The organism is Geothrix fuzhouensis, from assembly GCF_024609325.1.
Taxonomy (GTDB): Bacteria; Acidobacteriota; Holophagae; order Holophagales; family Holophagaceae; genus Geothrix; species Geothrix fuzhouensis.
In genome coordinates this window covers 523,323-535,221 of sequence record NZ_JANHMQ010000001.1, presented here as the reverse complement: position 1 = coordinate 535,221, position 11,899 = coordinate 523,323, and the positions used below count along the sequence as shown (strand labels likewise).

The following is an 11,899-nucleotide window of genomic DNA, read 5'->3' as shown; positions in this document are numbered from 1 at the left end:
CACCGTTCAGGCGTGAAAGAGCGTGGCCACTCGCCAATGCCTTTGACATCCCCCGTGCTGCCCACCGGGCCAGGATCTGCCATGAATCGCAAGCTCATCCGACCGAATCTCACTGAACTCAAGGACAAGCTGGGCATCCCCGCCAAGGGAAGTGGTGGGGAGGTGCTGACGCCAGCCCCTTCCGCCCTGACGGCGGGTGGAGAGCCGAACCCGGCCGCCAATCCTTCGGCGGCCACGGCGCCACAGGGGCTGGGGAGCCCCCGGCGCAAGATCGCACCGCCTGAACAGACAAACGCAGAGAGCTTCTACTATCTCAAGCAGATGCAGTCCAAGACGCCGATGGTGATCGTGCTCCAGGACGATGAGAAGGTGCGCGGTGTCATCGAGTGGTATGACAAGCACTGTCTGAAAATCAATCGGGTGAAAGAACCCAACGTCCTCGTTCCGAAACACAACATCAAATATATCTACAAGCAGGAGGAGGAGCCCCGGATCCGCCGCAGCCGCCCGGCCAAGAAGGAAGAGCCGCTGACGACGGAAGTGGAGATCGCCGCCTACGATTGAGAGCGCCCCCCCGGGATCACCATGAGTCGCCCACCGCGTATCGCCATAACCCTGGGAGACCCCTGCGGCATCGGCCCCGAGCTGCTGCTGCGGTCGCTCCCAACGCTGCGGTCTTGGGCCGACGTGACGATAGTTGGAGCGCGGGCCGGGGTGGATCTTCTCAAGAGCACTGAGGGAAGACGCTCGGCCTGGCGCTGGACAGATGCCCCAGCCCCTGCGCCAGAGGGCTTCCTGGGGACGGCCTGCGGCCTCGATGTGGAAGGCCCCGGCCGATCCGCCATCGCCCTTTGGCTGGATCCCACGCCTGAGATCCACGCGGATCGGTTGGCCCTTGGGCGTGGCTCCGCCGCCTCGGGCAGGGCCACCGTGGAGGCCGTGCGTCTGGCGGCGGGCCTTGCGATGTCGGGCGCTGTGGACGCCCTCACCACGCTGCCCATGGCCAAATCCGCCGCGCATCTCGCCGGATATCCCATCCCGGGCCACACCGAGTACCTGCAGGCCCTGGCCGGAGCACCGCTCACCCGCATGGCCTTTGTGAGCCCCCGCTTGTCCGTGGTGCTGCACACGGTCCATCAGAGCTTGCGTTCTGTGGTTGAAGATCTGGATGCGGAAGCCGTGGCCGAAACCCTGGCCTTCTCCGCCAGCCAGTTCATCCGACTCACAGGGATCCCGGATCTCCGGGTGGCACTCTGCGCCCTCAACCCCCACGCCGGCGAGGCGGGGGCTTTCGGCAGCGAAGAACGGTTGCTGTCCGAGGCCCGCAACCTGGCCGAAGCCGCCTTCCGTGAAGCTGGGGCCGCCGGACCTTACTCGACCGTGCCCTCCCCCTTTCCGTCGGATCCCGTGCCGGTTGGGTGGACCCTTCACCCAGGTGTAGCTCCGGGTTCCAGGGCCACCACAGGGTCACGAGGGCCGCAGTTTTCCGGTCCCCTGCCCTCGGACAGCTTGTTCCACCGTGCCGTTTCGGGCGAGTTCGACCTGGTGGTGGCCCTCTACCACGACCAGGGGCTCATCCCCATCAAGCTGCTGGAGCCCCACCGCGCCGTGAACCTCACCCTCGGCCTGCCTTTCATCCGCACCAGCCCCGACCACGGCACGGCCTTCGACAAGGCCGGGAGATGGATCGCAGAACCCCGGAACTTCCTCGAAGCCGCCGCCCTCGCGGTGCGGCTGGCCGGGCGGGCCCACCAGGAACCCTGGACCGCCCAAGTGGCCGAGCCTTGAGCCTCGCCCTCCGAGCTACTTTCGGGCCAGGCGCGACGCTGCCTGCCGTGGATGCCCAGATTGGTGCGATTCCGCGCACCGCCCTCCCCGTACACCAGGGTGCGCCCCAGCATCTGGAAGCGCATCTGGATCGCCTCCACGCCGGAGCCAGCGCATTGGGACGCACCCCCTCCTGGCTGGCCGACGCCGCCGAGGAACTGCGGCATTGGCTGAGGCGGCATGCGGCACCGGAGGCAGCTTTGCGCCTGGAACTCCACCTGGATCTCAAGCTTCTGGACGCCCGCCTGGAGCCCTTGCCGCACGTGTCCACACCCTACCGTCTGGCACCCTTGCCCCACCCCATGGGCGACCTGCGCCCGGACCCGCTGGCCCGCCACAAGGGTCTATCCGGCCCCTGGCGACCGCAGGTTCTTTCGGAGGCCTGGCACCGTGGCGCAGAGGATGCGCTCCTGCTGTGGCCGGACGGCACCCTCGCTGAGAGTGCCATTGCCACCCTGGCAGTAGAGCGGGATGGATGGCTGCTCCTGCCTCCCGCCGAAGGCCGCGTGGCTAGCGTGGCGGAGCGGCTGGACCTCCCAGCCTGGGCGGAGGAACGGGGCTGGACGCTGCGCTGCGCCCCCCTCGCTCTGGACGACTGTGCCAAGGGGCAGCTCTGGTGTCTGAATGCCCTCCGCGGCCTCTGGCCCGCCACCCTGCTGTGAAAGCCTCTCCGGGAGCACCCTCGCCATGGCGTTCACAGACCTGATCTCGGCCCTGCTGCTGCCCCTCCCCCCCTGGCTGGGGTTCTGGCTCTTCCGCCGCAAAGGCCGTGTGGGGCTGGCCTACGGCTACTTCCTGGGCGGGATCCTCGCCGTGCTGGCCCTGCCCTGGGCCCATCTCACCGGTTTCCCTCTGCCCGCAGCCCAGCTCGGCGGGGCCCTCTTCGGGTTCACGATCTTCCTCCAAGCCCAGCGGGAGGGGGTCCAGGGCGTCCGCCGGTTGGCTGTGGGCGTGGGCGGTGCCAGCCTCTTCCTGGCCCTCCTGCTGGTCCGCCTCCATCTGCCCTGGCACGCGGTGCTGCACTTCTGGATCGGCGCGGCTCTCGAGGCCCTGCTCTGGCTGGTCCTCTCGGACTGGGCCTACCGGTGGGCCCACGGACGCCAGCTGGAGCTGCGAATGCCGCTTGTTGGCGCCACCACGTTGGGAGCGGGTGCCCTCGCCCAACTTCTCCTGCCACGGGGCGCCCCCCACCTGTCCTGGCCAGCAGCCATCCTTGCGGGCCTGCTGCTGGGGTTGGTGGCCCTCCAGCAGCTGAAGTGGCTGCGGGAACAGGGCGCCTGGGTGGAAGGACGCGGCCAGGGTCTCCGCTTGGCCTTGGCCCTGCTGGAGAAGGCGGAACCGGCTGAGCTGCCGGGCCTCGCCCTGGGCCTCGATCCGCGGCAGCCCATGTGGTTGGTGGACGACCAAGGCCGAGTCCTCGAATCCAATGGCCCCTTCAGCCAGCTGGTGGGCCTGCCCCGGTATCAATTGCGAGGCTACTCAATGGAGGCGCTGTTCCAGGGCGGCGACCTGCCCACTTGGCAGGCCATCCGGACCCAGCTCCTCCAATTCGGAAGCGCCTCGGTAGCCGCCACCCAGGTCAGCCGGGATGGGACGTTCAGCGAGGTCGTCCTGGAGGCCTCGGCGTTCGATCGCGGCATGGGTTTGGTTTGGATCGCCAATGCCGCCGCCGGCTCGCTGACTCTGCAAGCCGGCGCTTCGCCCCGTTCGGGCGGCGACGAGGAACGCCGTCGGCTCGGCGCCAATGCTATGCTCGCCCTTGTCACGGCCTCGGAACGATTGTTGGCGGAGGCTCCCGCAGGTCCGCTCCGTCTGGCCGCAGAGCGGGTGAGAGCGGCCACCGCCCGGCTATCGCCAAGTACCCCCGATCGCGAACCGGTCGAGGGACGCTCGCTTCTGGAAGCGCTGCTGCCCAGCCTTAGAAAGATACTGCCGCCTGATCGCAGGCTGGACCTTCAGGCGGTGGCCCTGCCCCTGGCCGTGGAACCAGAGGCCCTGAAACGCATCGCCACCCAGTTGCTGCTCCATGCCCGAGAACGCACGGGCCAGAAGGATTTAATGCTGACCCTGGAGACGGCAGACCTGGGAGGACACGGTTTTGGGCTGCTTCACGCAGATACGGTGGGAGGGGTTGGGGGCTGGACCCGGGAGCTGTTCGGCCTCGGCTGGCTGCGGCAATCCGTGTTGGAAGCCGGCGGCCTGCTGGAGCTTGAACAGGATGTCCTGGCGGGGGTGCGGCCGAGGGTCTATCTGCCCGCCGCCATCCCGGCGCGCTCGCAGGAAGGGCCGCTGCTGTCCGGGCGGAGCCTCTGGATTGTGGATCGGGATGCGCTGGCCCGAGGCGCCCTGGCCGATCTTGTCCAGCGGCTGGGTGGGCAAAGCGAAACCTTCGAGGATCTGCCGCAACTCCTGCGGGGTAGTCGTGGGTTGCCCCAGCCGGATGTGCTGGTGCTGGAACGGACACCGAAACTGGAGCGCCACCACCGTGCTCTCCGCGCCTTCCAGAAGGAACCGATTCCCACCCTGGTGATCGGCATGGGCCAACCGCTGCCCATGGATCCCCAGTCCCTCGGCCTGCGCCGGGTCGGTTTCCTGGAGAAGCCCTTCGAGTCCGCGGCCTTTGCCCAGTCCGTCATGGCATTGCTGCGGAGCCGGCGGAGCGACCCTGCAGAGCTGTTGTAGGCTGGAGACTGGAGGCAGCATGTCGACGGTGGCGGTGATGCTTGCAGCGGGACTTGGCACTCGCATGAAATCCCGGCTTCCCAAGGTCCTGCACCCGATCCTGGGCGATCCTTCGCTGCTCTGGGCGCTTCGAGCCCTGCCTCCAGATCTCGGCGGTGCCGTGGTCGTGGTCCATCACGGCAAGAACCTGGTCCTGGCAGCTCTTGAAACCTGGCAGAAGGCCGGGCTGCTGCCTTGCCCGGTCACCGCAGTGGACCAGGGCGAACCCCTGGGCACCGGCCATGCTCTTCAGGTATGCATCCCTGAGCTGGACCGGCTCGGCGCGACGCAGGTGGCCATTCTCTGCGGTGATGTGCCCCTCACTTCCGCCGCCACCGTGGTGCGGCTCTGCTCGGCGGAGGCCCTGCTCCTGGCCATGGACCTGCAAACACCCGGCTCCTATGGCCGGGTGATCCAACACCCCGATGGCCGCCTCGCGGGTCTGGTGGAGGCCAAGGACGCCACGCCCGAGCAACTGACGGTCCAGCGCGTGAACGGCGGAGCTTATGCCCTGCCCTGGCCCGCGCTGCGCCGCGCCCTCCAGGGCCTCACCAACGACAACGCCCAGAAAGAGTACTACCTCACGGACGCGGTGGCCGCGGTGGCCCGGGAGCTTCCCGTGGCCGTGGAAGTCTGCGACCCCGAGGAACTGGCAGGCATGAACTCCAGGCACGATCAGGCCACTCTTCAGGCCGCGGCCCAGCGGCGGATCCAGCGGCACTGGATGGCCGAGGGCGTGAGCTTCCTCCATCCCGACAGCACACTGGTCGGTCCGCGGGTGGTCCTTGCTCGGGATGTGCTCCTGGAACCCGGCGTGCGGCTGGAGGGCTCGGTCCTAGTCGGTGAAGGTTGCCGCATCGGTCAGGGCACGGTCATCGTGGATTCCACCCTGGGCGAGGGCGTAGAGGTACGCCCCTACTGCGTGATCGAGCAGGCCGTGGTGGGTGCCAGTGCCAAGGTGGGCCCCTTCGCGCGACTTCGCGAGGGCACCGATCTGAGCGAAGGCGTTCACATCGGAAACTTTGTCGAGACTAAGAAGGCCAGGCTCCTCCGAGGCGCCAAAGCCAACCACCTCGCCTATCTCGGCGACACGGAGATCGGTGAAGGCACCAACATCGGAGCAGGGGTCATCACGTGCAACTATGATGGCGTGAACAAGCACCGCACGATCATCGGCCGCCAGGTCTTTGTGGGATCTGACACCCAACTGGTCGCTCCCGTAACCATCGGCGACGGCGCCCTCATCGGGGCGGGCAGCACGATCACCCAGGACGTTCCGGCGGATGCCCTGGCCCTCAGCCGGACCGCCCAGACCCTGCGGGAAGGCGGCGCCTCCCGCCTGCGGAACCGGCAGAAGAACCAGACTCGGTTAAGCTAGTTCTTTGCACCCCGGGGCCCCATGGTTCTGACCCTCATCGACAGTATCGGCACCCGTGTATTAGGGGCCATCGAACTCGCGGGTGATTTCGCGGTACTTGCGGGACGCACCTTCGCGGCCATCTTCAAGCGCCCTTTCGATGGCAAGAACCTCATGAACCAATTCCAGGCGGTGGGAGTCAACTCCATCCCGGTGGTGGTGCTGACGAGCCTGGCGGTGAGCATGGTGTTCGCGGTGCAGCTGGCCTTCGGCTTCAGACAGTTCCAGGCCGAGGGGCTTGCCTCCCAGGTCGAAGGCCTGGCCATCGTTCGTGAGCTGGGGCCCGTGATCACGGGGCTCATGCTCTCGGGTCGCATCGGCTCAGCCATGGCCGCCGAGCTGGGCACCATGCAGGTGACCGAGCAGATCGACGCCCTCGAATGTCTGGCCACAGATCCCATTCACTACCTCTTCGTGCCACGCCTCTTGGCGGCCATCGTGGTGGTCCCCCTCCTGACCGTGGCCTCCATCTACGTGGGCTTCTGGGGCGGTTACCTGATCCTGGTGGGTGTGGAAGGCCAGAGCGCCTTTGTCTACAGCAGCGAATTCTACAAGCTGCTGGCTTTCCGGGATGTCCGCATCGCCCTCATCAAGGCCTTGGTGTTCGGGATGATCATCGCACTCGTGGGTTGTTGGAAGGGCTACCGCACCAGTGGTGGCGCCGAAGGTGTGGGCAATGCCCCAACCAGCAGCGTAGTGACCAGCAGCCTGTGGATCCTCATTTCCGACTTTTTCTTGACGAAACTGTTGTTGGTGTGACGACATGGCCCTGATCGATGTCGTCAGCCTCTCCAAAGCCTTCGGCCAGAAGGTGGTTCTGTCCAACGTGAATCTCCAGGTGCAGGAGGGCGAAAGCCTTGTGGTCTTGGGCGGCTCCGGCACCGGCAAGACCGTGCTCCTCCGCACCATCATGGGCCTGCTCACGCCGGACTCGGGGCACGTGGCCATCGAGGGCAAGATCATCGCCCAACTGAACCGGAAAGAGCTGTTCGAGGTCCGCCAGAGCATCGGCATGTGCTTCCAGATGGCAGCCCTCTTTGATTCCATGACCGTCTTCGAGAACGTGGCCTTCGGGCTCCGTCGACACCTCGAGATCACCGAAGCGGAGGTCCAGACCCGAGTCGAGGAATGCCTCTCGATGGTGGGTATGAAGGGTACTGACAAGCTGAAGCCTGCCGAGCTGTCCGGCGGCATGAAGCGCCGCGTGGGTTTCGCCCGGGCCATCGCCCTCAAGCCCAAGATCCTGCTCTTCGACGAGCCCACCACCGGCCTCGACCCTGTCATGACCGATGTCATCGGCCGCGTGATCCTGGACCTCAAGCAGGAACTGGGCGTCACCACCATCACCATCACGCATGACCTCAAGTCTGCCTTCGAGATCGCCGATCGCATCGCCCTGCTCTTCCACGGCGAGGTCATCGCCTGTGAGACGCCCGCGGAATTCAAGGTCAATCCCCATCCCGTCATTCAGCAGTTCCTGCGGGGGGATGCGGAGGGCCCCTTCCTTGAGGACCCGCCGCCGCCCAAACACAGAACCCAGGAGGCCCATCCATGAAGCTCGAAACCAAAGTCGGCTTCTTCTTCACCGGGGCGGTCGCCCTGATGGCCGTACTTATCCTCCGCACCGAAAAGCTGGAGGTCGGCGGGAAGAAGAACCAATCCGAGCGGTTCACCTACTTCGACCAGGTGGCGGGTCTGAACCTCCAGAGTGCCGTGCGCATCGCCGGCGTGAAGGTGGGTGACGTGCGCACCATCGCCCTGGAAAACGGCAAGGCACGCGTGGTGCTGGGACTCTCCAAGGATGTTGAAGTCTATGGCGACGCCAGCGTGTCCCTGGGCTCCATCGGCATCCTGGGCGAGAAATACATCGATCTGAATCCTGGCCACAGCGCCAAAGGCCCCTTCCCCATGGATCAGCCTCTGCCCAGCAAGGCCGGCGCCAGCCTCGACAACCTCATGGAAACCATGTCGGACGTCGGCAAGAACGTGAAGAGCATCACGCAGGCTCTGAACGAATCCATCGGGGGCGAGCAGGGGCGCCAGAAGCTCGATGAGATCGTGGACAACATCCGCCTGCTGACCGCCGAGTTCCGATCGATGGCTCAGGAGAACCACGGCGCCATCAACAACACCATGGCCAACGTGGAAGCTATCACTGCCGACCTGCGGGACAAGCTGCCCAAGCTGGCCCAGCAGTTCGAGACCGTGGGCAAGAACCTCAACGCGATGCTGGACGAAAACCGGCCCGAGTTGAAGGGCGTCATGAGCGATGTCCGCAAGCTGGCCCAGAGTTTCCAGGGCACCGCGGACAACCTGAAGGTGCTCACCACCCGCATCAACAATGGCGAAGGCACCATCGGCAAGCTGCTTAATGACGAGACCACCGTCAAGAAGATCAACGAAGCCGTGGACAACGTAAACAACATGCTTGGTGGTTTCAACAAGATGGACTTCCGCCTCGACATGGATGCGGCGCAGTGGGACAAGCGCAAGGACAGTCGCGTGGGTCTCGGCCTTGAGATTGCGCCCCGGCCTGACTATTGGTACGCACTGGGCTTCGCCTCCACGCCGGATGGCAAGCTGAGCGAAAGCACCCGCACTGTCACCCAGCTCGATCCTGTCACCGGCCAACCGGTCACCGTGCTGGAGAGGAATCAGTACGTCACCACGGATCGGGCCTTCACGGTATCGGCCCAGTTCGCCAAACGCCTTGGCGCCGCAGTATTCTCCGCGGGCATCGTCGAGGGCAAGGGCGGTGGTGGGGTGGAATTGCGCACCATGGACAATGACCGCCTGCGCTTCGGCCTGCTGGCCTATGACTTCACCAAGCGTGACGACAAGCCGAACCCGCGTTACCGCTTCACGAGCAGCTACCAGTTCTGGAAGGGCGCCTATGTCCAGGCCGGCGTCCAGGACATTGGCAACAAGGACCTCCGCACCATCTTCTTCGGTGGCGGCCTGCGCTGGAAGGACGACGACCTGAAGAAGATCATCGGCTTGGCCGGGGCCTCCAAGTGACGCCGCGCTGCCTGGTGGCGGCCGTACGCCCACCCATGCGGCCTTCGCCTTCCCCGCAGGCGAAGAAGAAGATCATCGGCTTGGCCGGGGCCTCCAAGTGACGCCGCGCTGCCTGGTGGCGGCCGTACGCCCACCCATGCGGCCTTCGCCTGCCCCACAGGCGAAGAAGAAGATCATCGGCTTGGCCGGGGCCTCCAAGTGACTCCGCCCTGCCTGGTGGCGGCCGTACGCCCACCCATGGGGCCTTTGCCTGCCCCACAGGCGAAGAAGAAGATCATCGGCCTGGCCGGAGCCGGCAAGTGAAGGGACCCCGCGCCCTGCCCCAGCCCGGCTCCTTGCCAGAGGAGCGGGGTGCGCTGTTTCTGTGGGTCCGCCGCGGCCTACCCCTGGCTGCGGCGAGCTTCGCCTTCGCGGGTGCCGCCCTCCACACCGCCGGGCGCGGCTGGTGGCTGCTGGGTGGCGTGGGCGCCCTGGCCGCCGTCTGGCCCAGCCTCCTGCGGGGCGAGGCCTTTCTCCGCAACCTGACCGCGGTTCGCCGGCAGGACAGCATCTGGGCCCACGCCTTTCGCCCCCTCGCCCGCTGGCTGGGCCTGGAGGATGCCTGGATCTCGTCTTTCTGCGGCCACAACAATCAGCGCATCCGCGAGGCCTTCAACGGTCGTCGGGCCAAGCGCGCTCTCATCCTGCTACCCCACTGCATTCAACTGGCCCGCTGCAAGGCTGGCGTTCTCGACGACCTCCAGGCCTGTTATGACTGCGGGTTATGCCCCGTAGGCGACTACATGAACTTGGTGCTGACCAACCGCTGGGAGGGCCGCATCACCAACCGCAGCCACAAGGCCTACCGCGAGGCCCGGGAATTCCGCCCCGACCTGGTGGTGGCCGTGAGTTGCTCGGACCGGCTGCTCAAGGGACTCACCAAGATGCCAGAGATCCCCTGCTACGTGATTCCCCTGAGTCTGGCCCACGGCATGTGCGTGGATACGGACTTCAGCGTGCCGCACCTGCTGGCCGCCATGGAGAACCTGGTGGAGCCCCGCAGGCCCTCCGGCGAGGTCCAGGCCCTCCGGCACGAAGGCATCGCGTGACCGGAGAAACCCAGAACTACCCCATCCGGGCTTTCTTCCAGCGTCTCCTCGGGCCCAGGGCCCTGGCTTATCTGCTCCACCTGCGCCCCCTGGAATGGCCCATCATGACGGCCCATTTTCTGCTTGGCACCCTGCTGGCCACGGGCTGGGCCCTGCGAGCCAAGCCCACCCTGCTGGGTTGGCTCGTGTTCGTCGCCCTACTCAACGGTGGAACCCTCGCCATCAACAGTGCTTTTGACAAGGATGAAGGGGACATTGGCTACCTGAAGGCGCCGCCCAAGCCACCGAAGTATCTGCTGGGCTTCTCTTCTGTGCTGCTGGTGGCCTCCGCCATCCTGGGTTTCCTGCTGCCCAGGCCCTTCGCCCTGCTCAACCTCGCCTGCGTGGTCATGAGCGTCCTGTATTCCGTGCCGCCGGTGCGCCTCAAGGCTCGGGCTGGTTGGGATCTGCTCATCAACTGCCTGGGCTTCGGGCTGTTCACGCCCCTGGCAGGCTGGGCCCTCACGGGACGGCCCTTCAGCACATCCATCCTGATGGCGTCCTGGGGGTTCGCGTTCCTCTTCGCCGCCCTCTACCCCATGACCCAGATCTACCAGGTGGCCGAGGACAGCCGCCGGGGCGACCGCACCCTCGTGATCCGCCTGGGGGTGGGCCGGAGCCTGGCCCTGGCCCTGGCGGCTGCCCTGGCGGCCCATCTGCTGTTCGGCGCCGCAGCCTTGGCCCGAGGCCGGAACGCCCTGTTCCTGGGCCTCTCCCTGGCGGGCTGGCTGGGCATCCTTCTTCCCTGGATGGCAGGCTGGCGCACCTGGACCGACCGACGGCACGAGACTGGCATGTATTGGGGCCTGGGTGCCTGGGCCGTGACGGATCTAAGCCTTTTGGCCCTGCTCTGGCCCTGACCAATTTCATTGAAGGCCTCGACCATCCGATCCGGTAGACTAGGAATGGGTGACAACAATCGTTATCTTCATGGAGCAGGCATGGGATTCAACCGGGGCATCCGTAGGGTGGGATTTTTGTGCTGCGTGGCCCTCACGGCCTTGCAAGCGGCCCCCCGCACCCTGGCAAAGCTCTCGCTGAAGTCCGCCTCGGCCCTGGTGCTGGACCAGGCCACGGGCCAGACCCTGATCGAGAAGCAGGCCGGAGCCGTTCAGCCCATCGCCTCGCTCACCAAGCTCATGACGGCCATGGTGTTGTTGGATGCCCGCCTGGATCCCCAGGAGATCCTCACCATCACCAATGACGACAAGGACATGCTGCGCCATAGCAGGTCCCGCCTCCCTGTCGGCACGCGCCTGCCCCGGGAGCAGGCGCTGCTGCTGGCCCTGCTGGCCTCGGAGAACCGTGCGGCCCACGCCTTAGGCCGCACCTTCCCGGGTGGGCTGGATGCCTTTGTCCAGAACATGAACGCCAAGGCCAAGGAACTCGGGTTGGAGGAGACCAAGTTCGAGGATCCTTCCGGTCTTTCCGCCGGCAATGTGGCTTCCGCCCACGACCTGGCCCGCATCATGGAAGCCGCCTACCGCTATCCCGAGATCCGCGACTTCACCACGCGGCCGGAAACCAGCATCCAGGCGGGCCGCCGCAGCATCCAGTTCCCCAACACCAATGCCCTGGTGCGCAGCTCCCGGTGGAACATCGGCCTCTCCAAGACCGGTTACATCGAGGAGGCCGGCCGCTGCCTGGTCATGCAGGCCATGCTGGCCAATAGGCCCGTGCTCATCATCCTGCTGGATTCATGGGGCAAGTACTCGCGGCTGGGCGATGCCAACCGCATCAAGCAATGGCTGGAAGCCCGCGTCGGGCCTAAGGGCTGAGGCCCCGTTTG

At 66.1% G+C, this 11,899-nt stretch carries 11 protein-coding genes; all 11 read left to right on the top strand.

Annotated elements, in window-relative coordinates; translation table 11 throughout:
• Nucleotides 1-81 precede the first annotated feature (81 nt).
• Nucleotides 82-564: an LSm family protein gene (locus NOV74_RS02475; RefSeq protein ID WP_257308952.1), complete on the top strand. Its 483-nt coding sequence runs from the start codon at nucleotides 82-84 to the stop codon at nucleotides 562-564.
• Between the two features lie 21 nt (nucleotides 565-585).
• Complete coding sequence (locus NOV74_RS02470; RefSeq protein ID WP_257308950.1) at nucleotides 586-1,788, top strand: PdxA family dehydrogenase; 1,203 nt, start codon at nucleotides 586-588, stop codon at nucleotides 1,786-1,788.
• Nucleotides 1,785-2,489: an aminotransferase class IV gene (locus NOV74_RS02465; RefSeq protein WP_257308948.1), complete on the top strand. Its 705-nt coding sequence runs from the start codon at nucleotides 1,785-1,787 to the stop codon at nucleotides 2,487-2,489. The genes NOV74_RS02470 and NOV74_RS02465 overlap by 4 nt, the downstream gene beginning before the upstream one ends.
• A gap of 25 nt (nucleotides 2,490-2,514) precedes the next feature.
• A complete protein-coding gene (locus NOV74_RS02460; RefSeq protein ID WP_257308946.1) occupies nucleotides 2,515-4,509 on the top strand; it encodes a hypothetical protein in 1,995 nt (664 codons plus the stop codon).
• A gap of 19 nt (nucleotides 4,510-4,528) precedes the next feature.
• Entirely contained in the window at nucleotides 4,529-5,926 is a 1,398-nt protein-coding gene (gene glmU / locus NOV74_RS02455) for a bifunctional UDP-N-acetylglucosamine diphosphorylase/glucosamine-1-phosphate N-acetyltransferase GlmU (protein WP_257308944.1), read from the top strand.
• A 21-nt stretch (nucleotides 5,927-5,947) separates the two neighbouring features.
• Nucleotides 5,948-6,724, top strand: a complete 777-nt coding sequence (locus tag NOV74_RS02450; RefSeq protein ID WP_257308942.1) for an MlaE family ABC transporter permease — start codon at nucleotides 5,948-5,950, stop codon at nucleotides 6,722-6,724.
• A 4-nt stretch (nucleotides 6,725-6,728) separates the two neighbouring features.
• Entirely contained in the window at nucleotides 6,729-7,520 is a 792-nt protein-coding gene (locus NOV74_RS02445; RefSeq protein ID WP_257308941.1) for an ABC transporter ATP-binding protein, read from the top strand.
• A complete protein-coding gene (locus tag NOV74_RS02440) occupies nucleotides 7,517-8,983 on the top strand; it encodes an MlaD family protein (RefSeq protein ID WP_257308939.1) in 1,467 nt (488 codons plus the stop codon). Before NOV74_RS02445 ends, NOV74_RS02440 begins: the two co-directional genes overlap by 4 nt.
• 299 nt (nucleotides 8,984-9,282) lie before the next feature.
• A complete protein-coding gene (locus tag NOV74_RS02435) occupies nucleotides 9,283-10,071 on the top strand; it encodes a DUF116 domain-containing protein (protein WP_257308937.1) in 789 nt (262 codons plus the stop codon).
• Nucleotides 10,068-10,970 (top strand): UbiA family prenyltransferase, encoded by a 903-nt coding sequence (locus tag NOV74_RS02430; RefSeq protein WP_257308936.1) that lies wholly within the window; start codon nucleotides 10,068-10,070, stop codon nucleotides 10,968-10,970. Before NOV74_RS02435 ends, NOV74_RS02430 begins: the two co-directional genes overlap by 4 nt.
• 81 nt (nucleotides 10,971-11,051) lie before the next feature.
• Complete coding sequence (locus NOV74_RS02425) at nucleotides 11,052-11,888, top strand: serine hydrolase (protein ID WP_257308934.1); 837 nt, start codon at nucleotides 11,052-11,054, stop codon at nucleotides 11,886-11,888.
• The last annotated feature ends 11 nt before the right edge of the window (nucleotides 11,889-11,899 follow it).